Source organism: Alteromonas sp. MTD1 (assembly GCF_042848195.1).
GTDB lineage: Bacteria > Pseudomonadota > Gammaproteobacteria > Enterobacterales > Alteromonadaceae > Alteromonas.
The window spans coordinates 321226-344726 of the sequence record NZ_BTGG01000002.1; the positions used below are offsets into that span (position 1 = coordinate 321226).

A 23501-nucleotide genomic window follows, 5' to 3' on the forward strand; every position below is an offset into this window, starting at 1 on the left:
ATGAGCACCGCAAAACGACACTTATTCTGGCTTGCGCCAGTGTTGTCTATGCTGATTTCTCTTCCAAGTGCAAACGCCGCTATTAAACAAACTAAAGGCGACTTTGAAGACAAATTCCGTCAGCTAGACGAAGTACTACCCACACCAAACGTATACCGAAACGCAGCGGGTGAGCCTGGCCACCAGTATTGGCAGCAACAAGTAGACTACGACATCGACGTAAAGCTACTTGAAGACAAGCGCCGTATTGAAGCCAAAGAAACCATTACTTATCACAATAACTCACCAGATACGCTTAAGTACTTATGGGTGCAGTTAGATCAAAATAAATTCCGCGACGATTCAATGTCGGCGCTTACCACTACCTTTGGTGGTATTGGCAATCGTGGACCGGGTACGCAAGCAGCAAGTGGTGACAAGCCTGCAAAACTAAGCATGGGTGCACTGCGCCGTCAGCAGTTCGTTGAAGATAATGAGCTTGGCTATACGATTTCTCGCGTTGAAGATAAGTCGGGTAACGATTTACGTCACACTATCGTTGGCACCTTGATGCGTGTTGACCTTGCTAAGCCGCTAGCGCCTGGTAAGAAAGTAACGTTTGATATCGATTTTGCTTTTAACATTGTTGAAGAAGATGCTGTGTCGGCGCGTGCCGGTTACGAACACTTCCCAGATGATGAGCGCGAAGGCGGCAACGATATCTTCTTGCTGGCTCAGTGGTTCCCGCGTCTTGCGGCTTATACCGATTACGAAGCATGGACAAACAAAGAGTTCATTGGACGCGGTGAATTCACGCTAGAGTTTGGTAACTATGAAGTAGATATTACGGTACCAGCCGATCATATCGTTTCATCAACAGGTGTGCTTCAAAACCCGAAAGACGTGCTAACAAAAACCCAGCGCGACCGTTTGAAAAAAGCAGAAAAAGCTGACCGTATTGTTTTCATCGTAACGCCAGAAGAAGCGCTTGAGAACGAAAAAGAAGGTACGTCGAAGCTTAAAACGTGGACATTTAAAGCAGACAACGTTCGTGACTTCGCATGGGCGTCTTCACGTAAGTTTGCTTGGGATGCACGTGGCTATCAGCAAGGTGGCGACACGCAACCGCTTGTGATGGCGATGTCTTTTTACCCGAAAGAGGGCGGTGAGCTTTGGGAGAAATACTCTACGGAATCTATCATTCACACGATGGATGTATACAGCCGCTTTAGCTTTGACTACCCGTATCCGGTAGCGCAGTCGGTAAATGGCCCAGTAGGTGGTATGGAATACCCAATGATTACCTTCAACGGCCCTCGTACCGAGCTTCGCGATGACGGCTCACGTACTTATTCATTGGCTGAAAAGCGCTTCCTTATTGGCGTGGTTATTCACGAAGTAGGTCACATTTATTTCCCAATGACGGTTAACTCTGACGAGCGCCAGTGGACTTGGATGGATGAAGGCCTTAACAGCTTCCTAGACGGTGTTGCTGGTCGCGAGTGGGATCCAACTATTCCATGGGGTGTTGAGCCACGCGATATTACAGGCTACATGAAGTCTCAAACTCAAGTGCCAATTATGACCCAGTCTGACTCGGTACTTCGCCTTGGTCCAAATGCTTACACTAAGCCAGCGGTTGCACTAAACATTCTTCGTGAAACCATTCTTGGTCGTGAGTTATTCGACTTCGCCTTTAAAGAATATGCACAACGCTGGATGTTTAAACGTCCTACGCCTTCAGATTTCTTCCGCACTATGGAAGAAGCATCGGGTGTTGACCTTGATTGGTTCTGGCGCGGGTGGTTCTATACGACAGACCACGTAGACATTAGCCTAGACAGCGTTTACAAGCTTCGTTTAGATACTGAAGATCCAGATATCGACTTTGCGCGCGAGCGTGAAGCAGAAATGGAAAAACCAAAGTCACTTACCGACATTCGCAACAAAGAAGAAGGTAAAAAACTGTGGGTTGACCGTTTTGAAGATATTCGCGACTTCTACGACGAAAACGACCGCTACACGGTAACTAACAAAGAGCGCAACAAATACAAGAAATTCCTTAAAGGCCTTAAGCCTTGGGAGCGCAAAGCGCTTGAGCGTGCGGTTAAAGAAGACAAAAACTACTATGTGCTAGATTTTAGCAACAAAGGTGGTTTGGTAATGCCTATTATTCTTGAGCTAACGTTTGAAGACGGCAGCAAAGAAGAGATGCGCATTCCTGCTGAAATTTGGCGTCGTACACCGAAAGCGGTTAGCAAGCTAATTGTTACTGAGAAAGACAAGAACCTTGTTAGCGTAACGGTTGACCCGCATTGGGAAACGGCTGACGTTGATGTAGAAAATAACCACTACCCACGTCGCATTATTCCATCACGCATTGAAGCGTATAAGAACAAGCCGCGTAATACCTACGAGTATCGCGACCTTATGCACGATTCAAAAACCGAGCTAGATAAAGACGAGGACAAAGAAGAGGACAAAGATGACGAATAAGTTGTCTTTGATCTTCAAGCAGGGCAAATCTGCTCTGCTTGCTAGTCTTGTTACATTTAGTTTGATGTGTGCCATTGTGTTTAGTGCACAGGTTAAAGCGCATCAAATTAAAGCGGCCATTACTACCGTGTTGTTTAATCAACGCACCGAGAACATAGAAGTAATGCACCGCTTTAATTTACATGACGCCGAACATGCGGTTAAAGCGTTGTTCGACAAGCACGCCGACATTATGGACGACGTGACGACACAACATGCGTTTGCCGACTATGTAGCAAAGCACTTTGCAATATTGAACAGTGAAGGAAAACCACTGCCTTTAGCTGAAGTGGGCTATGAAGTGGAAGGTAAGCACTTTTGGGTTTATCAAGAAACCGCTGAGCCACCTGCACTAGAAGGCTTACAAATTCGTCATGACGCATTGCGCGACTTATGGCCTAAACAAGTGAATACCATAAACGTTGAAGGTAAAGGTGATATTAAAACATTGACCTTTGCCGATACGGTGAACTTGCTTGAAGTAAGCTTTAAAGGCCACGACCACTAAAGCATTGAGTAGCCTAAATGTTGTAGAAAGCCCGTTTTATAAAGCGGGCTTTTTTGTTTTTGAATTTGATAATTCGAGCATGTTGAATAAGCACATGTGAGACTGAAGTCTTATAGTGTTTTGTCTGTAACTTCACTACCGTTAGTGTGGGCAAAAAACACAGTAAGGGCTTTTGATGAGCACAAGTGCAGCAACATCCGTAGGCGCGAAGCGTATGCAGTCAAGAAGCGAAAGAAAACGAATATCTGCCAAAACAAAAGAAGCCGAAGTACAAAATGCGCAAGATGCCGACGCTGAAAGTAATAGCAAACAAAGTAAAGACAACGCTTTTGCCAACAAAAAGAACGTAATGTGGGTGCTGTTAAGTGGTGCTATGGCGCTTACGTTTATTGTTATGCTGTTTTTACCTAATACTGGTATGGGCAATGGCATGATTGCAACGTACTCAGCCATGCTATGGTGCGGCTTTTTCGGCGCATCTTTATGGCGCTATCGCAGCAGTAATGGCTGGACAGGTTTTGCCTATGGCAGTGTAATTGGCTTTACCTTACAGTTTGTTTCTCAACTTATTTAGCAGACATTATGCAACGGCAAGCACAGCAGCTTGCACAATAGCACGCACAACGGCGCTTTGAACTAATCGCATACGCAAAGCCAAACGTATGTTGATAGGTAAAACAAATTTACCCACAAAGAGCCGTATATACATGTCTGATAAACCTGCACCACGTAAAAGCAAGGCCATTCCCTCCTCACGACTGTCCCGAGTAAGCCGTTTAGGCGCATTGGCCGGCAAAATTGCAGGAAGTGTGGTAACGCAGGGGGCTGGGCAATTACTCAAAGGCGAGAAACCAGCACTATCGTCGTTATTACTTACCCCAAAAAACGTCAGCAACATTGCTAATCAACTGGCAAGCATGCGCGGCGCAGCAATGAAGCTAGGGCAGTTAATATCCATGGATACGGGTGATTTTCTTCCCCCAGAATTGGCCGCCATTATGGGGCGTTTACGTGAAGACGCCGATCCGATGCCAAAATCACAACTTGTTGATACCTTAAACCTCGCCTGGGGAGATAGCTGGCAAGACTCGCTGCTTTACTTTTCTTTTGCACCTATCGCTGCAGCGTCTATCGGACAAGTGCACAAAGCCATTACCATGGACGGAAAAATGCTAGCGATAAAAGTGCAATATCCTGGCGTAAAGAAAAGTATCAACAGCGATGTAGATAATGTTGCAACGCTTATTAAACTTACCGGCTTGGTACCTAAGTCGTTAGACATTGCCCCTTTACTTGAAGAAGCCAAGCAGCAGCTGCACCAAGAAGCCGATTATCATAGAGAAGCCGCTATGCTAACGCGATACCGTGAGCATTTAGGCAATAATAACGACTTTGTAATACCAGAACGTTTTTCAGCGTTAACAACACCGACTGTGCTTGCCATGGACTTTATTGAGGCAGACAGCTTAGACACATTGTTAAACGAACCTCAAGAAACGCGCGACCGCATAATGACTTCGCTAATGACCCTGTTCTTTAAAGAAGTTTTTGAGTTTACGCTTATTCAAAGCGACCCCAACTTAGCCAACTACAAGTACAAGGCCGACACCAAACAATTAGTGCTTTTAGATTTTGGCGCAACTCGAGAAGTACCAAAGCACTTATCAGAGCAATATAAAGCATTACTGAATAGCGCAGCTTCTAACGATAAAGAGGGCATGCTAGCAGCGGCGCTCGCTATAGGGTTAGTCGATGAATCACATTCTCAGACGCAAATAAGCGCAGTTCTTGATATTGGCATGGAAGCCTGTGAATCAATAAGAAGTGAAGTGCCTTACGACTTTGGCAACAGTGACTTAATAGCGCGCTTGCACGATAAAGGCATGGCATTAACCATGCAGCACGATTTTTGGCATACGCCGCCTGTTGATGCGTTGTTTATTCATCGAAAATTGGGTGGATTGTTTTTGCTGGCGAAGCGTCTTGGCGCACGTGTAAATATGCGTGCTGCCGCCGCGCCATGGCTTGACGACAAGCAATAAAACATAATTAAAAAGGCAACTTCTTACTGGGACTAGTAGGGCAAGTCCATGCTGAAAGGCAACGCCATTTGTTCTGCACTCTTCGGTGGGTTTCCTATCATTTCATCGTACGGTGTATCGTGCTTCATTACCGCTTTTTCCACGCTGCAGTGTGCGAACGCTTCTCGAATATGACCAGACGAATAAAAGCGCATAGGCTTTTCTTTTTTGTCGTACACCATGCCGCTTTTGTCACCAATTGAAAGATAAACAAGGTACACGTTCATCTCATAAGACTGTACTTCAAGGTAATCAATAACTGTTGGGGTGTCTTCAATATCGCGGAAATAAAACTTGTGCATAAAAACCTCAGCGAAACGCACGAATAAAGAAAGCAAAAAAACCGCTTTTGCGGCTTTTTTACTTGAAACTAATACGCTGAGAATTGATTTATAGTTCAGTAGTAATCTGGCTTGTGTTGCTTCGTCTATCTGCGGCAGTGTAAGTTCGGCGGATGTACCCCTTTCTTATCACATACACAAGAAGCGTCAAACTTACAGCAGACAGTGCGCCGAAAACTATAGCAACATCACCAAGCCCCGACGCGAACCACATTAAAGGGAAAACAAGCAACCTTGGTCCCTCCAGAGCCAAAGCAAACTTTGAACCCGACAGGACAGTGCCAATTTGAATACTGCACATTATTACGGTTGCAGAAAGCACCAATACCTGCGAAGCACCTAATACGCTTATGTTCAGTAATAAAAAGACGGTAATTGCTAGCATAACTGCGTGTTGAAATACGCAATATTTCTTCACCGAATCTGATAATTTGGGATCGTATTTCTCGAATACATTCAAGGGAAGTTTCTCCTCTGGAAATCGCTCGGCTACATCAGCAGGGCGCCAACCCGTGCGACCAAACCAAACTTTAAACTTATCAATCCATCGGCTTGTGTAGTAACTGTCCCTGGCAAGACGGCTATAAACCTGGATATTGGCCATGAGAGGATTAAAGCTTTTCAGCGCCCCACGGATACCAAATACCGGTTTTTCGTTGCTGAGCTCTGGAATGAAAGTACCGAATAGACGGTCCCAAAGAATAAAAACACCACCGTAATTTTTATCTATGTATACGCGATTCTGTGCATGGTGAACACGATGGTTTGACGGTGTTACAAACACCTTTTCCATCCAACCTAGCTTATCAATGTGTTGAGTGTGCACCCAAAACTGATAAACAAGGTTCAACGCGCCAACGGTTATAATCATCTCTGGTGAAAACCCTACTACTGCAAGCGGCAGATAAAATACCCAGCTAAACAACGCACCACTGGTTTGTCGCAGCGCTGTTGTAAGGTTGTAATCTTCACTAGAGTGGTGCACAACATGCGCCGCCCACAAAATGCTCATTTCGTGGCCCATACGATGATTCCAATAATAGAAAAAATCGTAGGCAACAAAGGCAACTACCCACACCCACCATGCATTACTCAACTCAAAAAGAGCAATATATTCGTAGGCAATCACATATGCCGTAAATGGGATAAGCTGATGGCCAATCGCCACCACACGCGACAAAACCCCAGCACTTAAGCTAGTTACGGCATCGTTTACACGATAGTGGCCTGTACGCTTTTTCCAATCCCAAAAAAGCTCCAATGCAATTAAGATAAAAAACGCAGGTAGCGCAAATAAAATTACAGTCATAATGAATTCGAAGAATGATACTTCTCCAGATGTTAAACAATTGTTTAAATTCATCAACAACTTTTACATATTAAATGTAACAAGCGTTGCACATAATAGGTAAATCCCCCTACTCAACGATGAGAATTGCGCTATTTCTCTATAAATGGTGTATGAAAAGATAGCTAAGGCGTATTTTTGCAGTTTGAACGTTTCTTATTATTGAAAGTCTGAATATAAGTAATATGTTTGATAGTATTACTAAAAGGATATTTTTAAAGCGGAGTCAGTATGAGCGAGTTGTCAGAAAAGAAGTCGTTAGGTCCAATATTTATTATTATCGGCATTCTACTAATTGTTGTACTAGCCGTAGTATTTTGGCCAAGCGAAAAAGCGCCTGAAGAGGTTACAGAACCAGAACCTGCGATTACTGAGCCAAACGAACCTGCTCCGATAGAGCCTGACATTTTTGAACCCAAGCCAGCAGCACCTACCGTTGAGCTTGAAGAAAAAGAAGAAGTAGAGCCACTTCCTGAAGTAGAAGAAACTGAACCAGAGCCATTAGATATAAGTGACCCTGCGGTTAAATCATCACTATTAGATAGCTCAACCGCCAGCGACGACACGGTAAATCACATGTTGGTAAATGAAGGTTTACTGCAGCGCTTTGTGGTTTCGGTAACTAACTTAGCAAACGATGAAATGGCGCCCAACCATCAGCTATTAACGCCACCAGAGCAGAATTTCCGCGTGTACTCTCAAGCTGGTAAACAATGGATTGATGCTGCAAGTTATAAACGCTATACACCGTATGTAGATATGCTTGAGTCTTTCAACAATGAAGCCTTGCTAAATGTGTATGCGACATACAAAGGTGATATACAGACTAAATATGATGAAATTGGCGATCCTGACAAAGATTTCAATCAAGTATTGTTACAAGCCATCGACCAACTACTTGATACGCCAGAAGTACCGGTTCCAGTTGAAGTGTATACCGACTCAGTAGCGTATAAATATGCTGATGAACGCCTAGAAAACTTGAACGAGCCGCAAAAGCAGTTGCTTCGAACAGGGCCTGACAACATGCGTCGTATAAAAGCAAAACTGCGTGAAATTAAAACGCTGGTAGAAGAGCGTGGATCTAACTAGATTCCAAAACCAGCTCAAGGGCGCGACTTCAACGTCGCGTCCCATTCCTCCTGTAGAAAAGTGGGACCCTGATTTTTGCGGTGACATAAACCTGACTATTGCACTTGATGGTCGCTGGTTTTACGAAGGTAGTCCAATAGGGCGCGCCAGCTTAGTTCAATTGTTTGCCTCTGTTTTAAAGAAAGAAAACGACCGCTATTTTCTCGTTACGCCAGTAGAAAAGGTAGGTATTACCGTTGAGGACACCCCTTTCTTAATTACTCAATGGCGCAAAACAACTAACAAAGACACTGGCAACAACGTTTTTGTATTTACCACGCAAACAGGTGATGACATCGAACTGTCAAACGCTGAACAGTTACAACTTCGCACGCCGCCCGATGCACTTAAAGACGCCGATGCAACTGAAATCCCTTACATTAATGTGCGAAGAAACCTATGGGCGCGACTGCACCAAAATGTGTATTACCAGCTGTTAGAGCAAGCATCAGAAGAACAGCGAGCAGTTAGCACACAGTTTACTATCCGCTCTAACAACGCAAGGTTTGTTATTGGCGAAGTAAGCATTTAGCTGCGAGTTCTTATTTCAGTATTGGCAGTTGTAATGGTAGAAGAAAACCCAGTGACGACACTGCCAACATAACTCCCCTAATTTATTACTACTCATCACTTTTTTTTGCGTTCCTCTCACGGCTGTTTTACATTCAATTGTGTCGATAATATCAACAAGAAGCAGCCTACTATGAAAAAAGCCCTCACCGCTATCAGCATTTCTGCCGCATTAATGACAGTATCAGCAGCCATACAAGCCGCTACACTCATTCACGCAGGCAACGTTTTTACTGGCACATCAAAAACCTTACAGCAAGAAGTGACCATTGTTGTTGATGGAAACAAGATCTCATCGGTTCAACGTGGTTATAAAGTGCCAGGGCAGGGCGACACCGTTATTGATTTAAAACATGCCACGGTAATGCCTGGGTTAATGGACATGCACGTGCACTTGTCTATGCAGCACGGCGGCCCTCAGACCTATCTAGAGCGATTTTCGTTAAATGAAGCTGACTATGCGCTGCGTGCCGCTAACTATGCGCGTATAACGCTAGATGCTGGTTTTACAACCGTTAGAAATTTGGGTGACGGTTTTTACGAAACCGTAGCGCTTCGAAATGCTATCTCTAATGGTTATGCTACAGGACCACGTATTTATACAGTAGGAAAATCTATTGCCACAACAGGCGGACATGCCGACCCTAGTAACGGGATTTCTCACCAGCTTCGCCCTAATGTAGGCCCCGAACAAGGTGTTGTTAACGGCGAAGTGGAAGCCCGAGAGGCGGTACGTTCTCGTTATCAAGATGGCGCTGATTTAATAAAAATCACCGCTACAGGTGGAGTACTAAGTGTAGCGAAAAGCGGTCAAAACCCGCAGTTTATGACCGATGAACTTGAAGCGATTGTTGATACAGCAAAAGACTATGGTATGACCGTAGCGGTTCATGCCCATGGCCGTGAAGGTATGAAACGCGCTATTGAAGCGGGCGTAGATTCTATTGAGCACGGCACGTACATGGACGATGAAATTCGCGACCTTATGAAGAAAAACGGCACCTATTACGTACCTACTATATTAGCCGGGAAGTTTGTTGCCGACAAAGCAAAAATTGATGGCTACTTTCCTGCTTTAGTGCGCCCTAAAGCCGCGGCCATAGGCCCACTTATTCAAAATACCTTTGCACAAGCCTATGAAGCGGGCGTGAAAATTGCTTTTGGTACAGACAGTGGTGTTTCAGCGCATGGCGATAATGCGCAAGAGTTTTCACTGATGGTGGAAGCAGGAATGACACCGGAGGACGCACTACTTAGCGCAACCGTAAATAGCGCGAATTTACTGGGAATTAGCGATATTCTTGGCACGCTAGAGCAAGGAAAACTTGCTGATATGGTGGCAGTACCAGGCAACCCATTAGAAGATATTTCGCTAATGGAAAGCATCTCTTTTGTGATGAAAGACGGCGTAGTATACAAACAGCAGTAGTTAGGATTACATGGCACTGAGTAAAAAGGTTCAGAGAAAGACGAGAGAATTAATCGACTCAAAACATATGCTGAAAAGCATTACATTAGCGTCTTTTCTTGAGTCAACTATAGTGCCTATTCCCCTTGAAACGGTGTTAATACCGTTGATGCAGGCAAAGCGTGAGTTGCTTTGGAAAATAGCGCTAATGGCAACCATTGGGTGTGTAATTGGCGCTTTGTTTGGGTACGCCTTGGGTTATTACTTGTTCGATGTGTTTGGTGACTGGCTAATCACCACATTCTTCGACGAACAACAATTTAACGATGTACAACAAAAAATGCAGGCGCAAGGTTTTTGGTTTGTTATGACTTTAGGGATTGCGCCCATTCCCTTTCAAGTTGCCATGCTTGCTGCAGGCGCAACAAAATTCTCTTTACCCTTATTTTTGCTGGCAACGGTCATTGCCCGTTCTGTACGCTATTTCGGTTTAGCAATGGTGGTTTACGTTGCGGGAAATCACGCCGAAAAACTGATAAAGCGATATAGAATGAAAGCCGTCGCCGCAATAACGCTACTGGTTTTGCTGTTGTGGTGGCTATCTAATTTATTGGGTTAATCAATATATTGCGATAAACCCATCATAAATTGCAATTTTACATTTGATAATAATTCTCATTTACATTAATGTAAAAATATTATCGTAGATGGAGAAAAACCATGCCTACTAATCACACTATTCATGACGATGGATTCATCACACTCAGTTTAAAAGCGTCTGTACTACAACAAATGCTAAGTAAAGAAAGCGTACACATGACTGATATTCACTGCCACTGCACGCAAAGCAAACAGATTATTCAGCAACTGTTGTTGCAGGCGGCGATTGAAAAAGTGTAACGGCGTGTTGAAGTATTGGCCGCAAATGGTGTTAAAAAGACGTGCAGGTAATGCTACACGCCCTTTTTAATAACATATTGATAAGGCATAACGTCGGTTTGAGATGCTACAAGGGTGTGATCCATAAACCGACAGAAACTGGGAATATCACGGGCAGTCGACGGGTCGTCGGCGGTAACCGAAAGCGTTTCTCCGTCTGCCAATTTTCTAATATTAAGGCGCACCATCATAACGGGCTCAGGACAACGCAAACCCAGCGCATCTAAATGCGTATTCGCACTGTTAAATGCCGTGTCGAAATCAGATGCCATAGCTTTCACGGTATGCGTTGATAGCGCCAATCTGGTCTTCATGACCACCTTTTTCTGTAAGGTATTCCACCACATTGGCTAACGACACTATTGAAATAACGGTGGTGTTAAAATCGCGCTCTACCTCTTGAATGGCAGATAGCTCACCTTTACCACGCTCTTGTCTATCAAGCGCAATAAGCACCCCAGATAAACTAGCATTTTGCTGCTCGATTAACATCATTGACTCGCGAATTGCGGTACCTGCGGTAATAACGTCATCCACCAGCATCACTTTGCCTTCAAGAGGGCTACCTACTAAGTTGCCGCCTTCGCCGTGGGTTTTGGCTTCTTTGCGGTTAAAACAGTAAGGCACGTCTACGTTGTGGCTGTCAAACAGTGCTACTGCAGTGGTCGTAGCGATGGGAATACCTTTGTAGGCAGGGCCAAACAGCACATCGAAGTCGACGCCAGCATCAGTAAGCGCATCAGCGTAAAAGCGGCCTAGTTTGGCAAGATCGCCACCACTATTAAACAGCCCAGCATTAAAGAAATAGGGGCTTGCACGACCCGACTTTAACGTAAACTCGCCAAATTTTAGTACGCCACGTTCTATGGCAAATTCAATAAAATCACGCTGAAACGCTTTCATGACAACCTCTTATTACGCTAATGCTGCTTTTTGAATATCGAATAGCTCTCGTAAGCCGTGTTTCGCAATGTTCAGCATTTCATCAAGCTCTTCGAACGAGAACGGTTCGCCTTCTGCGGTGCCTTGAACTTCAATAAGCTTACCAGTTTCAGTCATAACGATGTTCATGTCGGTTTCCGCTTCAGAGTCTTCTGTATACTCCAAATCAGCAATAGGTGTGCCTTCATAAATGCCAACCGACAGCGCTGCAATCATGTGCTTAAGTGGGTTAGTTTTAATGATGCCTTTGCTACGCATGTATGTCAGCGCATCAACCAATGCTACGCAAGCGCCTGTGATTGAGGCTGTACGGGTGCCGCCGTCGGCTTGAATAACATCACAGTCTAACGTAATGGTGTTTTCACCAAGCAGTTTTAAGTCAACTGCGGCGCGTAAAGAACGAGCAATAAGACGCTGAATTTCTAACGTACGACCACCTTGCTTGCCTCGCGCTGCCTCTCGGCCACTGCGTGTGTGGGTAGCACGTGGAAGCATGCTGTATTCTGCTGTAATCCAGCCTTTTCCTTGCCCCTTCATAAAGCGTGGTACACCTTCTTCCACAGTCGCATTACACAGCACCTTGGTGTTACCAAACTCTACAAGCACAGAGCCTTCTGCATGGCAGGTATATTGACGAGTAATTGTAACAGGGCGAATTTGACTGGCGGTTCTGCCGCTTGGACGCATAGTGTTCTCCACAACGTAAATGCAAAAATGAGAAACTTGACCGTTTTGCGCATGGTACAAAAACCAATGGCGCTGTGGCGCAAGTTGAATTAGCGTAAGTATAACGCAATACACGCAAGCGTTAAAAACGAACTTTGTATAGAAATATGCTTTTGTGGGTTATTATTAACGTTACAAGAAAACCTGCCCTTAAACGAACCTTATACAACACGAAAAACGTCGCGTTGTTTTTGCAGGCTTTCACATTTTAGTGTAAGGGATATTTATGATTTACAGCATGACCGCGTTTGCACGCGTAGAGACCAAGAAAGAGTGGGGCTCTGCGGTTTGGGAAATTCGTTCAGTTAACCAACGTTTTCTTGAAACTTACTTTCGCCTTCCTGAACAATTTCGTTCACTAGAGCCTGTGCTTCGCGAGCGTTTTCGCAAAAAGCTAGCCCGAGGCAAAGTAGAATGTGCACTGCGGTTTACGGCAAATGACGCGGCGGTCACTAAGCTTAGCCTTAACGAAGAACTTGCCAAGCAAGTACTAAACGCTGCCGACTGGGTTCAATCTCATGGACAGTCAACGGGCGTAAATCCATTAGACGTATTGCGCTGGCCTGGTGTAATAGCAGCCGAAGAAGCGGATATGGATACCATTCATGCCGATGTAATGGCAGCGTTCGATCAAGCGTTGTCTGACTTCATTGGTGCACGTGCAACCGAAGGTGAGGCACTTAAAGGCATGATTACGCAACGCCTTGATGCCATTGATGTTGAAGTAGGCAAAGTAACAGAGCGTATGCCTGAAATTATGGTGTGGCAGCGCGAAAAAGTGCAGGCACGTTTTGAAGAGGCGAAAGTAGAACTAGACGCAGGACGCTTCGAACAAGAAATGATAATGCTTGCTCAGAAAGTTGATGTAGCCGAAGAACTCGATCGCCTTAATGCGCACGTTGCAGAAACCCGCAACATTTTGAAAAAAGGTGGCGCTGTAGGCCGTCGTTTAGACTTTATGATGCAAGAGTTTAATCGTGAGTCTAATACGCTGGGCTCTAAATCCATCAGCACCGATATCACGCAGTCAGCCGTAGAGCTTAAAGTGCTTATTGAGCAAATGCGCGAACAAATTCAGAATATTGAGTAACACCAAAAAGCTCCGCCCGTAAGCGGAGCTTTTCTTTTCTACCTAGAACACAAAGTTCACTGCCAAACGCGCGAGCGTTGCATCTTGGTTATCATCCACGTCATCTGACCGTTTCGAAATATCAGCCTTTATTGCCATTCCTGACGTAACGTCGTAGCGAAGTGAGGCGGTTACTATAGAATAGTCAGACAGTTGTGACTGCTGACTACCGATAGCCAAACCCGACAATGCTGCTACGGCCTCAGGTGGAAGACCAGAGGAGGCAATTTGCGCAATCTGGGCGGTGTATTTCACATCACCAGATGACTCAAAATTTTCATAAGTAAGAGCAGGAGTCCATTTACCAAAGCGGGCACCAACCGTCACATAATATGCTTCGTCGTCGTTAGCAAACGTGTTCGTTGTTTTAATCTCAGTGTGTTCTGCACCAATGAAATAGTCAAAGTTATCGTACATCACACTGAAACCAACGAATTCACCGGTGTCTTGTTCAATACGAAGGGAGTCTGCCAAATCAACAAAACCGGCAGCCTCGAGACTGTCAAAGCCATTACCTAGCGCTTGTGCTGTCGCATCTTCAGAGTTTGCCAAATCGATAGTGTTTGTTGTACGTCCATATACACTTCTAAAAGTGAACGTTTCGTTGCTGATTTGCCCTGATATCAGTGCGGTATTTTCACCTCGGTTTTCAGCACCAAGGGTTGTACCTTTAAACTGACCAAATGCTACATCTACCATGTAGTCCCAACCACCTGCATAACCCGTTTTAGATAGTTTCACCCCATCAAGGTTATTAAATGGTACGTTGTAAACCACGCTAGGTGCTGTAATCCAGTGATAGGTATAGCCTACATCAAGCGATGATGAATAAGTGAATAACGGTAAACGCGAACGCCCTGCAACTAAGGTTAGCGAGTCTGAGATTTTGTAGCTTAAATATGCCCACTCAAAGTTCACATCAAAGTCTTCACTACCACGCCCAAGCACCTGCGCCGTGGCCGACAGTTTGTCAGAGATATCGCTTGAAACCTGAAGGGCAAATAAGCTTTCGTTGCTGAAATCGGGGTTATCGTCGTACCCCAAAAAGGTGTCGTCCGAAGACGTCACGCCCATTACTACATTGCCAAAACCATTTATACGAACATTATCAACAGCATATGCTTGAGACGCGGTGATCGAGGCAGTTAATAGCACTGCTAAGCTAAATTTATTCGCTTTCACTATGTTGGCTCCTACTTAGTAAATACAACTTTAACGTCGCCAGTCACGTTGGCAGCGTCAACATAGCCAATGGCATTTTTGTTGTTTTTGATAAGGTCAATGACGCTAGCGTCACTCGCCACCTCTTTTGGCGGCGTGCCTTTTCCAGTGAAAATTTGCTTAGACCAAAAGCTTTTCACCTGAGCAGTACTGCGTCCGAGTACTTTGTTGTTAAATTCATCTACCGCACCGCCGCTCTCGATATTGATAGGCAATGCTTCTGCGCCGTCTGGAAACTGACTTTTCTTGCCTAGGAAAATACGTTCAACAGCGTCAGCATCTATGGCTGCACTATTACCAGGGTGAACGATAACGGCTACTTCTGCAAATGCAGAAACACTAACCGCGGATGTAAGCAAAATGGACGCAAGTGTTCGCTTAAGCATTGAATTCTCTCTTCTGTTGCATGTGTTACGTGGCTTGTTTACCTCCATGTGTTGACTCTTATTAGAATACCTTTAACGTATCCCTGTTTCGTAGTGAAAGTGTTGTTGGTGTTTGCCATTTCGTCCAGTAAATGCATAAAAAATTTATTGAAAATTGAATTGGATAAATACTAAGGGAATTGCAAACGTGCGTTAACGCTAAAATAAAATCTACAAAAGTAAGTGCTTACAAACTATGGCAACCATATATCAAGTAGCAGAAAAAGCTGGTGTCTCGCTTTCTACTGTATCAAGAGTGTTAAACGGCAAAGGCACCGTAAATGCAAAAATGACTGAAAAAGTAAAAGCAGCTGCGGAAGCTTTAGCCTATAAACCCAATCAAAATGCGCGCTCTCTAGCTGCAAAGCATGCAAATACGGTAGGCATAGTGCTTCCGAATCAACACATGCAGTTTTACGCACATTTGTTGTTTTCAATCGAACAACTTTTTAGAAAACATCAAAAGCGTTGCTTAATTGCTTTTTCCAGCGACTCAAACAAAAGTGAAGAAGACACTATTAATTACCTTCACCTTCAAGGCTGTGATGGCATCATTGTATTTTCTATTCAGCAAACCACGCTGGATAAGGCCCCCTACAAAACACGTAACAGTCTTATTTTTAATATGGCGGCAGAGGAAAATAACCCGTTAGCCATAAAGGCAAATGCAGAGACGGTTGTCTTGTCAGCGTATGATTACCTTAAACAGCACAATCATCGCGATATAGCCCTTATCACTCATCGACAATTCAATGTAGATGCAATGCAAGCCAGCACTCTTTCATCTGATTACACATTCGCTAGCCAAGCACCATGTGCCAATGATGCTGTGCTTGAACTCGTCTCTAGCGAGAAACCCTTTTCAGCACTCATATGCACTAGTCAGGCGCTTGCAATATCGGCTCATGCATTATTAGACGAATTGGGCTTTAGAGTACCTCAAGATGTTTCCGTAGTAGCAGCTTGCCTGCCAGGCGAGGTAGAGAATAAGGTCAATAATCAAAAGCCAATTAATATAACCACGCTAGAGTTTTCAACCTATGACATAGCAAATCATCTCGTTAAGAACGCCCTTCAGAACTTTTACGACATAGAAAACAAAGACACTGGCCCATTATCACCGGTGGTACATGACTATGGCACGGTATCAACTTACTAAAACAAAGGAACAATAGATGAGATACCCACTTCTAAGCTTATTAATGATGCTAGCAACCGCAATGAATACCGCGTATGCAAAAAGCGATATCGACCATATAAATAATGTATTAGATGCATTGCACGAAAATGCATCTAATGCAGACTTCCACGGTTATTTTGCCCTTTATAGTAATGATGCAGTATTTATTGGTACCGACGCTTCCGAAGTATGGCAGATAGACGAGTTTAAAGCGTATGCGAAGCCGCATTTTGATAAAGGCACTGGGTGGACATATTACCCTAGAGACCGAAACATTTATTTATCGTCAAACAATGATGTGGCTTGGTTTGATGAATTACTTGATAACAAAAAGCTTGGAGAAACGCGTGGTACAGGCGTATTAATAAAAAAAGATAATACATGGAAGGTATCGCAATATCACCTCACTATTCCCATACCCAATAGCATTGCAAGTGACGTTGCTGCTCAGATAAAAGCGTTAAAAGGCCAATAAATAAAGAAAAAGCCACCGTAAGGTGGCTTCTATGCAAACTTTTACAGCTAGCTTTCGTTGTTAGGTAAGCGGCTGAATTTCCATTTCCACACGACGGTTCATCGAGCGGTTTGCCGCACTGCTGTTAGGCACTTTGGGTGCGTACTCGCCCATGCCTACAGTAGTAATACGCGTAGGATTTACCGAATAATTAATTAAGAGGTTTTTAACCGCTCCTGCACGACGTTCTGACAGCGCTTGATTGTACTGTTCGGCACCTGTGTCATCGGTATGCCCTTTAATCATTAGCACGGTTTTTTCGTAGTTATTCACTACCTTCGCAACATCTTGCAATACCGGGTTAAAATTAGGGCTGATGCTTGAGCTGTCTGTTGCAAACGTAATGTCGCCCGGCATGATTAAACGTAAATTATCACCTTCACGCACTACCTGAACGCCTGTATCAGATAACTCATTACGTAGTTCTTCTTCTTGCTTATCCATGTAGTTACCAATAGCACCACCTGCAATTGCGCCTACCGCTGCCCCCCACGCATAACGGCTTTTGTCGTTATCACCGGTAGCTTTACCTAGAAGTGCACCTACAACTGCACCAATGGCCGCTCCTTTTTGCGTATTGTTGGGATCGTTTGCACAGCCTGCTACAGCAAGTGAAGCGGTAATTAAGCCTACTGTTAAGATCTTTTTCATGTCATCCTCTTATCTCGAATTTCGAGCCATATTAGTAACGCATTAAGGCGCCAGTAAATGTTTTACACTTAATCTGTCGTTTGCCCGTTACATCAAAAAATAAAAAACTGTTTTATATGCTACTAGTAACAATGCGAGCAAAATGCATTCCACTGCCATAACGTTGTGTTTTACAACTAATAATATAAACCGCTTTTTTATAAATTCGCTGCGCTAAAATTAACGTAAATTCCCCTTTGAACAATTATATAGCTGCGCAACAGTTACTTCTGTATTTAACGCTAACCACGGGGTCAAATAGTAGTACTGCTTAACTGAACACAAGGTTAACGAACTGTCGCCTGAAAATACGGCACTGTGTAAAAGCTACAAGGTGTTAGTAAATTGCGACACATTTACCCAAGCACAACTGATCTTTCAAAGAAGGCATTAATGTCGATGTTGTAATCTGATGGAATGGCAGCCTTTGATACCTTCACTGTTTTATCGCTAGATAAGTCTATGTCTTTGGGCGTTAGGTAATGACTATTTCGTACCGAATAAAATACTTTTACCACTGGAGTTAATGGTGAGTCATTTTGTTCTATTACCATCGCAAGGCGCTCATTTGAGAGCAGTACTAGACTACCTACAGGATAAACACCTAAACATTTTATAAATTGCTGTACGAGCGAAATGTCGAGTCTTGTGGGCGCTTCGTTCATTAGTATAGAAAACGCTTTCTGACTAGACATACCAGCTTTATAGACGCGATTAGCGGTCAACGCATCGTACATATCAGCAATTGCTAGCATACGCCCTGCAAGGCTAATTTCGGCATCTTTTTTACCCTTTGGGTAACCAAGCCCATCCAGTCTTTCGTGGTGCTCGCCAATGGCTTGAATAAGCGGCGCTGAAATATCAGTACCTTTCAAATAATCGACACCGTGTTGAACGTGTTCTTTCATGATGTCCATTTCGCTGTCAGTCAATCGACCAGGCTTATGCAAAATTTCGTCGGGTATCTTTATTTTACCCAAATCATGAAGGAAACCGGCATACGATAAATCTTGTACCTCTTCATCAGACATTCCAAGAAACTGGCCAAAGTTCGCTAATAAAATCGCGACATTCAATGAATGCTCAAGAAGATAATCATCTTTTTCTCGAATCTTTGTTAAGCAGAGTAACGCGTCAGGGTTTCTGTCAACTGACTCAACCAGCTTGTTAGAAAACGCTTTGGGAATACTGGCATCAAAAGGCGTTTCTTTCTGCACGCTCTGCAACAATAATTGCTGTATTGCTTTACCTTGTTCGTGAAGCTTTGCAGCACGCGAGAGCTCGGCCCCCAGCGCCACTCTTTTAATTTTTTTATTATCTACTGCTTCAAGTTGCGGATCTTGAAGCGCTGTACATTCTGCATCAGATACACTATTTGGATTAAACGCCTTTTTGGTATCGATAGTGAGCGCTTTTACACCGCGCTTTTTTAATGTTGCCACAATAGCAGTAGAAGTCACGCGCCCTTGGCTCTTTACTGAAAGCGTTCCTTTTTGCTCAACAATTTGATGAACAAACATACCCGGCTCAAGCTGATCTATTGTGATTTTTTTTAACATACTAGGTGTGGCTTACTCTTTTAGGATACACGCACTTAGGCGCGTGACTGCGCGAATGAAAATGTTGCTTTCAAGCGGTAAAAACTTTTTCAAAACGCTAGTACTGCAATGATGAAAGTATAGTGTGTAAATCGGGTTTCCATCCGTATTTTTTTAAATTAATACGATTGTTTTTTATTGTCACACCCTCTTCAATTAACCGCTGCCTTTGCTCGTGGGCATGCGACGACCCATCTGGGAAGGCAATTTTCCCGTCTGCACGTACCACTCTGTGCCAGTTGTGCTCGCCATCAAGTGCGCGCAACGCCCTACCCATCAGCCTAGCGCGCCCCGGCAAGCCGCTAAGGTCGGCAAGCTGTCCATAACTAACCACAACACCTTCAGGTATCACTGCTAAGGTATTCTCTACACGTGTCAGCACTGCATCATTAACCATGCTTTGTGTTACTCTTTAGTTCTATTACCCACGTTTTAGCTACACAACGAACACTATCAATGCGCCCATACTGCAATCAATGCCAATATCCTGAAGTAACGTGTATTTGCGATGATATTACCGTTAGCACAAGCCCCATAGACATTGTCGTTATTCAGCATAGAAAAGAGCACTCTCACGCAAAAAATACCGCTCGCTTGGTATCTCTCGTTCTAAAAAACGCAGTGACTACTTTTACCGATGATGAAGAGGCAATGACTGCGTTGGCACAGCGCTATACCGAAAGTAACGCAGCGCTTATTTATCCGCACAGCAACAGTACTCCATTAGAATCGACCTCAAAAGATGATAGAACACGCTTACAAGCGCTACTATTTATAGACGGTAGTTGGAAGCAAGCCTATGGCATTGTGAAAAGCTTCCCATGGCTGGAAGCATTACCGATGTTTCACATCGAAAGTGCGCCAAGGTCTAGCTATAGAATTCGTCATACATCGGTAAACAACGCGTTATCAACACTCGAGGCCGTTGCCTACAGCGTAGAATGCCTTTGCCATACCGATGTGTCTAATTTATACAGCGCGCAAGTGGCGATGCAGCGACATTTTAAAAGCCCAGCGCAGCATCACAGAAAATAACAGCGAAAATAGCAGACAGCGCGCTACGCAAGCATATTCACAAAGCCCTTTTGCGACTGTATTAAACTAATCCAGTTTCGAACAGCAGGGTACGCTGATAAATCGAACCCGCCTTCATGAGCAACATGGGTGTAAGCGAAAAGTGAGATATCGGCAAGACTCAACGTATCGCCCAATAAGAAAGGTGTATTTTTAAGCTGGGCTTCCATTACAGCTAAAGCACGATACCCACCCGCTTGCTTCGACTCGAACTCTGCACGCCGCGCTTCGGGCATACCAAGATAAATATTGATATAACGTGCTACTGCAATATATGGCTCGTGACTGTATTGCTCGAAGAATTGCCATTGCAAAAGCGAAGCAAACGAAAATTGAGAGGTAGGAATTAGCGAACTGTTAGCGGCTAGGTAATGCATAATAGCATTTGATTCAGACAACACGCGTCCGTCATCAAGCTCTAATATTGGAATTTTGCCGTTAGGTGATTTTTCTAAAAACCAAGCAGAACGTGTCTCACCTTTTAAAATATCAACATCAATCCATTCGTATTGCAGTTCAAGAATGGACGTCAGTAATTCCAGTTTGTAGCAATTACCAGAGCGTTTATCACCGTATATTTTCACGTTAATCCTAAAGGCCTAGCCGAGTTGTTTAGCGCTTAAACCATCAAGATGCTTTCAATTACTAAAAAAAGCAACCATGAAAACGGCAAAGGAATAATGCAGGTTACGAGTTTTTTATAGTGACTTGGTGTTAAAGCGTGAGCATAGAGCTCTTGCTCTGTGATTTTTTTCTCTATAAAGCTCGACTCAACTTTTGCGTTGTTACTTTTAATGTAGTTTCTAATAAGGTTTTCGTTCTCTTCAAATACTTTTTCAGATAGCGAATTCAATTTAAATATAAGCGTAAATAAAGGCCACATTAGAAACAATGCAACAAAGCCTAGAAGGCAAGAAATAAACAATAGATCAAAAAAGTGAATGGGTTGGTTAATCCAAAAAATGGGCATTAAAGCTGTACCAGATAGAATAATGGTAGCCGACGTTAAGCCAACGTTTAACACCTTTCGGATTAACTCTATCTGACTTGAAGCGCTAAGCCCGTAACTGCTAGTTAACTTACGAAGCAGCTTGTTACTGGCATACACTTCAATAAAGAAGAGCGACATCAAGAACCAAAAAGGTATCGCTGTAATGGCTACAACAATAACCTCAGGTTCGTTAATTCTCTCAATCACGCCCTCTGAAACCATGTATACAACGGGCATTATAAAGCCAATAGAAACACACCACACAACGTGACGTTTAAATGATTGTGCTATTTCATTGTTGTAGTGCGTAAACAACGCTTGTTGATTTTTAATCACCAAAATAGCGTATAAGCTTGAGGCCAGATTACGGTGTACAAATCGGATGGTTAGCAGAAAATACCCGCTAATTAGGGAGGTTCCTAAGGCAGTATTAAAGTCTCTTTGCGCATCGTTGTTAGTAATCGGAAGATCAATAGAACCGCCCATCACATTGATAAGAATAAGCGCAATAGAAAGACAAAACGGGTACACAATCATTCTATATGAAAGAAACGGCAAACGAGATAGCAATGTAGACCCTCTTATCACTGCCACAATTAAACGTACGAGAAAAACCCGAAGGTAAACCAAGACAGCAATACGGTTGTTATACACGCGCCGAGTCTTACTTTATCTTGCGTGGTTATTTTAAGCATTGCCATCTTGATAAGCAATTCGCGCTCGCTTTGTAAGTAATCAAGTTTCATTAGATCTTCATTTTGCTCGCAAAAAAGCTTTTCTTGATTTGTATATAACTCTTCTTGCATTTCATTTTTCACAAAAAACCATTGCTTTCTTAACTTCACAATAGGCAAAAAAAGATAACTGGTAATAATGAGTGCAAAAATACTCGCACCAATAATATCAATAATTGGTACCACTTTCTCAAACCAGAATATTGGGAACAGTGCAAACGCACCTAGTGCTGTTGTGGCATTTACAAAGCCTAATTTTATTAATGCTGAGATTGAATTTAACAAATCCAGCTTATGCTCTGTTTCTACTAATATCTCGTTTCTTAAATAATTGATATTTGATGATATTTGCGCCAAGAACAAACAAAAAAAGAACCAAAACATAGTGCCATTAACGGACAAAAGGTACTGATGAAAGGCGGGGCTATTAAACAGCAGCCCTTCTACAAACACGTATACTAATGTGAGCATTAGCGCCACGATAATACAGTTCATACTTTGATGCTTAAGGCGCAAGAATAGGGCGCTTCGATGAAATGAAAACTGACTTAATTGGTTTGTTTTAACAAGAAGAGAAATTAGCGTGCTTGCTACGTTTTGATGCATCAAGCGCAGTGCAAACCAAAAGTACCCTGTTATAACCGACATACCAATGGCAGAGTTAAAGTCACGTTGAGCGCGTATATCGCCGTGCTGTGGCCAATCTAAGGCACCAGAGAAGTAATGTAAAGTTAGCAACAACAACGTTGCCAGTAGCGGGAAAAATCCAATAGAGGCACCTTTGTGCGTGTTGGAGTAGGGGTTTAACTTCATTATTTTTATTTTTCTGTACTAGCTTGATGGGCTACTACACAAAACCATTTAACGTCACTAGAACTTAAGCCCACCCACCTTAAGTCATTAGCATTGTTGATAGCAATAGAAATAAGTGTAAAACAATGTGAATGCCTACTTATCACGCTGGCAATAAAAAACCCGCCATTTGGCGGGTTTTTTCAAAGCTGTGCTTTTTACTTGCGTAACTTCTGAATAAGACGAAGTTGCGCAATAGCTTCAGCAAGCTCATGAGCTGCTTCAGCGTAGTTAAAGTCAGCGCCTGGGTTGGCGATGTGCTCTTCTGCACGTCGTTTGGCTTCTTGTGCTGCCTGCTCGTCAAGATCTTCAGCTCGAACCGCGGTATCAGCCAGTACGGTAACATTGCCAGGTTGTACTTCTAGTACACCACCAGCAACATAGATTACTTCTTCTTCACCGTGCTGTTTAACCAAACGCACCATACCAGGTTTAATAGCAGAGATAAGTGGCGCGTGCCCTGGGTGAATACCCAGCTCACCTTCGCTACCTGTCACTTGAATCGCTTCAACGCGACCTGAGAAAATCGCTTTCTCCGCGCTTACTACGTCCAAATGTACTGTCATTGCCATGTGAACCTCCTGA

At 43.6% G+C, this 23501-nt stretch carries 27 protein-coding genes; 13 read left to right on the top strand and 14 right to left on the bottom strand.

Translation table 11 applies throughout. The annotated features are described in order from the left end of the window. From ACGHAV_RS04080 to ACGHAV_RS04095, 4 genes are all read left to right on the top strand, one after another. Positions 1-2475 (top strand): M1 family metallopeptidase, encoded by a 2475-nt coding sequence (locus ACGHAV_RS04080; RefSeq protein WP_390376774.1) that lies wholly within the window; start codon positions 1-3, stop codon positions 2473-2475. Continuing rightward, positions 2465-3022 (top strand): DUF6702 family protein, encoded by a 558-nt coding sequence (locus ACGHAV_RS04085; RefSeq protein ID WP_390376777.1) that lies wholly within the window; start codon positions 2465-2467, stop codon positions 3020-3022. Before ACGHAV_RS04080 ends, ACGHAV_RS04085 begins: the two co-directional genes overlap by 11 nt. Before the next feature lie 214 nt (positions 3023-3236). Beyond that, positions 3237-3596, top strand: a complete 360-nt coding sequence (locus ACGHAV_RS04090; protein WP_390376780.1) for a hypothetical protein — start codon at positions 3237-3239, stop codon at positions 3594-3596. A gap of 133 nt (positions 3597-3729) precedes the next feature. Then, positions 3730-5064, top strand: coding sequence for an ABC1 kinase family protein (locus ACGHAV_RS04095; RefSeq protein ID WP_390376782.1), 1335 nt, complete (start codon positions 3730-3732; stop codon positions 5062-5064). Between the two features lie 32 nt (positions 5065-5096). Here the strand turns inward: ACGHAV_RS04095 and ACGHAV_RS04100 are convergent, their stop codons facing one another. Then, a complete protein-coding gene (locus ACGHAV_RS04100; RefSeq protein ID WP_390376785.1) occupies positions 5097-5405 on the bottom strand; it encodes a DUF6482 family protein in 309 nt (102 codons plus the stop codon). 88 nt (positions 5406-5493) lie between these two features. Next, positions 5494-6753, bottom strand: coding sequence for a sterol desaturase family protein (locus tag ACGHAV_RS04105; RefSeq protein ID WP_390376788.1), 1260 nt, complete (start codon positions 6751-6753; stop codon positions 5494-5496). Positions 6754-7023: 270 nt separating this feature from the next. Here ACGHAV_RS04105 and ACGHAV_RS04110 point away from each other — a divergent pair, with 270 nt between their 5' ends. From ACGHAV_RS04110 to ACGHAV_RS04130, 5 genes are all read left to right on the top strand, one after another. Continuing rightward, complete coding sequence (locus ACGHAV_RS04110) at positions 7024-7884, top strand: DUF3014 domain-containing protein (RefSeq protein WP_390376791.1); 861 nt, start codon at positions 7024-7026, stop codon at positions 7882-7884. Then, positions 7871-8455 carry a DUF1285 domain-containing protein gene (locus ACGHAV_RS04115; RefSeq protein ID WP_390376794.1) on the top strand — a complete coding sequence of 195 codons (585 nt, stop codon included), beginning with the start codon at positions 7871-7873 and terminating at the stop codon, positions 8453-8455. The genes ACGHAV_RS04110 and ACGHAV_RS04115 overlap by 14 nt, the downstream gene beginning before the upstream one ends. Positions 8456-8668: 213 nt before the next feature. Further along, positions 8669-9922: an amidohydrolase family protein gene (locus ACGHAV_RS04120; RefSeq protein ID WP_390377012.1), complete on the top strand. Its 1254-nt coding sequence runs from the start codon at positions 8669-8671 to the stop codon at positions 9920-9922. 10 nt (positions 9923-9932) lie between these two features. Further along, positions 9933-10520: a YqaA family protein gene (locus tag ACGHAV_RS04125; protein WP_390376797.1), complete on the top strand. Its 588-nt coding sequence runs from the start codon at positions 9933-9935 to the stop codon at positions 10518-10520. Positions 10521-10621: 101 nt separating this feature from the next. Next, positions 10622-10801, top strand: coding sequence for a hypothetical protein (locus ACGHAV_RS04130; RefSeq protein ID WP_390376799.1), 180 nt, complete (start codon positions 10622-10624; stop codon positions 10799-10801). Positions 10802-10854: 53 nt separating this feature from the next. Here the strand turns inward: ACGHAV_RS04130 and tusA are convergent, their stop codons facing one another. From tusA to rph, 3 genes are read right to left on the bottom strand one after another with little or no spacing between them, the layout of a single operon-like run. Continuing rightward, positions 10855-11112 (bottom strand): sulfurtransferase TusA, encoded by a 258-nt coding sequence (tusA, locus tag ACGHAV_RS04135; protein WP_334014091.1) that lies wholly within the window; start codon positions 11110-11112, stop codon positions 10855-10857. Beyond that, positions 11102-11743 carry an orotate phosphoribosyltransferase gene (gene pyrE, locus ACGHAV_RS04140; protein ID WP_390376802.1) on the bottom strand — a complete coding sequence of 214 codons (642 nt, stop codon included), beginning with the start codon at positions 11741-11743 and terminating at the stop codon, positions 11102-11104. Before pyrE ends, tusA begins: the two co-directional genes overlap by 11 nt. A gap of 12 nt (positions 11744-11755) precedes the next feature. After that, positions 11756-12469, bottom strand: a complete 714-nt coding sequence (rph, locus tag ACGHAV_RS04145) for a ribonuclease PH (RefSeq protein ID WP_334014093.1) — start codon at positions 12467-12469, stop codon at positions 11756-11758. Between the two features lie 265 nt (positions 12470-12734). Between rph and ACGHAV_RS04150 the strand changes: the two genes are divergently transcribed. Then, positions 12735-13598, top strand: coding sequence for a YicC/YloC family endoribonuclease (locus ACGHAV_RS04150; RefSeq protein WP_334014094.1), 864 nt, complete (start codon positions 12735-12737; stop codon positions 13596-13598). A 42-nt stretch (positions 13599-13640) separates the two neighbouring features. Here the strand turns inward: ACGHAV_RS04150 and ACGHAV_RS04155 are convergent, their stop codons facing one another. After that, the gene (locus ACGHAV_RS04155) at positions 13641-14819 is read right to left on the bottom strand and encodes a topoisomerase IV (protein WP_390376805.1); all 1179 of its coding nucleotides are present in this window, start codon (positions 14817-14819) and stop codon (positions 13641-13643) included. A gap of 11 nt (positions 14820-14830) precedes the next feature. Next, complete coding sequence (locus ACGHAV_RS04160) at positions 14831-15244, bottom strand: phosphate ABC transporter substrate-binding protein (protein WP_390376808.1); 414 nt, start codon at positions 15242-15244, stop codon at positions 14831-14833. 235 nt (positions 15245-15479) lie between these two features. Between ACGHAV_RS04160 and ACGHAV_RS04165 the strand changes: the two genes are divergently transcribed. Continuing rightward, positions 15480-16442 carry a LacI family DNA-binding transcriptional regulator gene (locus tag ACGHAV_RS04165; protein ID WP_390376811.1) on the top strand — a complete coding sequence of 321 codons (963 nt, stop codon included), beginning with the start codon at positions 15480-15482 and terminating at the stop codon, positions 16440-16442. A gap of 16 nt (positions 16443-16458) precedes the next feature. Next, the gene (locus ACGHAV_RS04170) at positions 16459-16938 is read left to right on the top strand and encodes a nuclear transport factor 2 family protein (RefSeq protein WP_390376814.1); all 480 of its coding nucleotides are present in this window, start codon (positions 16459-16461) and stop codon (positions 16936-16938) included. A gap of 60 nt (positions 16939-16998) precedes the next feature. Here ACGHAV_RS04170 and ACGHAV_RS04175 read toward each other — a convergent pair whose 3' ends face one another. The 3 genes from ACGHAV_RS04175 to ACGHAV_RS04185 form a co-directional block, all read right to left on the bottom strand. Then, positions 16999-17628: an OmpA family protein gene (locus ACGHAV_RS04175; protein ID WP_390376817.1), complete on the bottom strand. Its 630-nt coding sequence runs from the start codon at positions 17626-17628 to the stop codon at positions 16999-17001. A 395-nt stretch (positions 17629-18023) separates the two neighbouring features. Continuing rightward, complete coding sequence (locus tag ACGHAV_RS04180; protein ID WP_390376820.1) at positions 18024-19226, bottom strand: HD-GYP domain-containing protein; 1203 nt, start codon at positions 19224-19226, stop codon at positions 18024-18026. Between the two features lie 97 nt (positions 19227-19323). Next, positions 19324-19662 carry an MGMT family protein gene (locus ACGHAV_RS04185; RefSeq protein WP_390376823.1) on the bottom strand — a complete coding sequence of 113 codons (339 nt, stop codon included), beginning with the start codon at positions 19660-19662 and terminating at the stop codon, positions 19324-19326. A 59-nt stretch (positions 19663-19721) separates the two neighbouring features. On the opposite strand from ACGHAV_RS04185, the gene ACGHAV_RS04190 reads away from it, so the two are divergent. Next, a complete protein-coding gene (locus ACGHAV_RS04190) occupies positions 19722-20300 on the top strand; it encodes a tRNA-uridine aminocarboxypropyltransferase (protein WP_390376826.1) in 579 nt (192 codons plus the stop codon). 23 nt (positions 20301-20323) lie between these two features. Here ACGHAV_RS04190 and ACGHAV_RS04195 read toward each other — a convergent pair whose 3' ends face one another. The 4 genes from ACGHAV_RS04195 to ACGHAV_RS04210 form a co-directional block, all read right to left on the bottom strand. Next, the gene (locus tag ACGHAV_RS04195; RefSeq protein WP_390376829.1) at positions 20324-20923 is read right to left on the bottom strand and encodes a glutathione S-transferase family protein; all 600 of its coding nucleotides are present in this window, start codon (positions 20921-20923) and stop codon (positions 20324-20326) included. A 35-nt stretch (positions 20924-20958) separates the two neighbouring features. After that, entirely contained in the window at positions 20959-21924 is a 966-nt protein-coding gene (locus ACGHAV_RS04200; RefSeq protein WP_390376832.1) for a hypothetical protein, read from the bottom strand. A gap of 2 nt (positions 21925-21926) precedes the next feature. Then, a complete protein-coding gene (locus ACGHAV_RS04205; RefSeq protein ID WP_390376835.1) occupies positions 21927-22877 on the bottom strand; it encodes a hypothetical protein in 951 nt (316 codons plus the stop codon). A gap of 197 nt (positions 22878-23074) precedes the next feature. Continuing rightward, positions 23075-23488, bottom strand: coding sequence for a F0F1 ATP synthase subunit epsilon (locus ACGHAV_RS04210; RefSeq protein WP_039221270.1), 414 nt, complete (start codon positions 23486-23488; stop codon positions 23075-23077). Between the last annotated feature and the right edge of the window lie 13 nt (positions 23489-23501).

Bases quoted from the DNA above. Each gene is read 5' to 3' on its own strand.
- ACGHAV_RS04080 (WP_390376774.1), top strand. From the start codon at position 1: ATGAGCACCGCAAAACGACACTTATTCTGGCTTGCGCCAGTGTTGTCT.
- ACGHAV_RS04085 (WP_390376777.1), top strand. From the start codon at position 2,465: ATGACGAATAAGTTGTCTTTGATCTTCAAGCAGGGCAAATCTGCTCTG.
- ACGHAV_RS04090 (WP_390376780.1), top strand. From the start codon at position 3,237: ATGCAGTCAAGAAGCGAAAGAAAACGAATATCTGCCAAAACAAAAGAA.
- ACGHAV_RS04095 (WP_390376782.1), top strand. From the start codon at position 3,730: ATGTCTGATAAACCTGCACCACGTAAAAGCAAGGCCATTCCCTCCTCA.
- ACGHAV_RS04100 (WP_390376785.1), bottom strand. From the start codon at position 5,405: ATGCACAAGTTTTATTTCCGCGATATTGAAGACACCCCAACAGTTATT.
- ACGHAV_RS04105 (WP_390376788.1), bottom strand. From the start codon at position 6,753: ATGACTGTAATTTTATTTGCGCTACCTGCGTTTTTTATCTTAATTGCA.
- ACGHAV_RS04110 (WP_390376791.1), top strand. From the start codon at position 7,024: ATGAGCGAGTTGTCAGAAAAGAAGTCGTTAGGTCCAATATTTATTATT.
- ACGHAV_RS04120 (WP_390377012.1), top strand. From the start codon at position 8,669: ATGACAGTATCAGCAGCCATACAAGCCGCTACACTCATTCACGCAGGC.
- ACGHAV_RS04125 (WP_390376797.1), top strand. From the start codon at position 9,933: ATGGCACTGAGTAAAAAGGTTCAGAGAAAGACGAGAGAATTAATCGAC.
- ACGHAV_RS04130 (WP_390376799.1), top strand. From the start codon at position 10,622: ATGCCTACTAATCACACTATTCATGACGATGGATTCATCACACTCAGT.
- tusA (WP_334014091.1), bottom strand. From the start codon at position 11,112: ATGGCATCTGATTTCGACACGGCATTTAACAGTGCGAATACGCATTTA.
- pyrE (WP_390376802.1), bottom strand. From the start codon at position 11,743: ATGAAAGCGTTTCAGCGTGATTTTATTGAATTTGCCATAGAACGTGGC.
- rph (WP_334014093.1), bottom strand. From the start codon at position 12,469: ATGCGTCCAAGCGGCAGAACCGCCAGTCAAATTCGCCCTGTTACAATT.
- ACGHAV_RS04150 (WP_334014094.1), top strand. From the start codon at position 12,735: ATGATTTACAGCATGACCGCGTTTGCACGCGTAGAGACCAAGAAAGAG.
- ACGHAV_RS04160 (WP_390376808.1), bottom strand. From the start codon at position 15,244: ATGCTTAAGCGAACACTTGCGTCCATTTTGCTTACATCCGCGGTTAGT.
- ACGHAV_RS04165 (WP_390376811.1), top strand. From the start codon at position 15,480: ATGGCAACCATATATCAAGTAGCAGAAAAAGCTGGTGTCTCGCTTTCT.
- ACGHAV_RS04170 (WP_390376814.1), top strand. From the start codon at position 16,459: ATGAGATACCCACTTCTAAGCTTATTAATGATGCTAGCAACCGCAATG.
- ACGHAV_RS04175 (WP_390376817.1), bottom strand. From the start codon at position 17,628: ATGAAAAAGATCTTAACAGTAGGCTTAATTACCGCTTCACTTGCTGTA.
- ACGHAV_RS04180 (WP_390376820.1), bottom strand. From the start codon at position 19,226: ATGTTAAAAAAAATCACAATAGATCAGCTTGAGCCGGGTATGTTTGTT.
- ACGHAV_RS04185 (WP_390376823.1), bottom strand. From the start codon at position 19,662: ATGGTTAATGATGCAGTGCTGACACGTGTAGAGAATACCTTAGCAGTG.
- ACGHAV_RS04190 (WP_390376826.1), top strand. From the start codon at position 19,722: ATGCGCCCATACTGCAATCAATGCCAATATCCTGAAGTAACGTGTATT.
- ACGHAV_RS04205 (WP_390376835.1), bottom strand. From the start codon at position 22,877: ATGAAGTTAAACCCCTACTCCAACACGCACAAAGGTGCCTCTATTGGA.
- ACGHAV_RS04210 (WP_039221270.1), bottom strand. From the start codon at position 23,488: ATGGCAATGACAGTACATTTGGACGTAGTAAGCGCGGAGAAAGCGATT.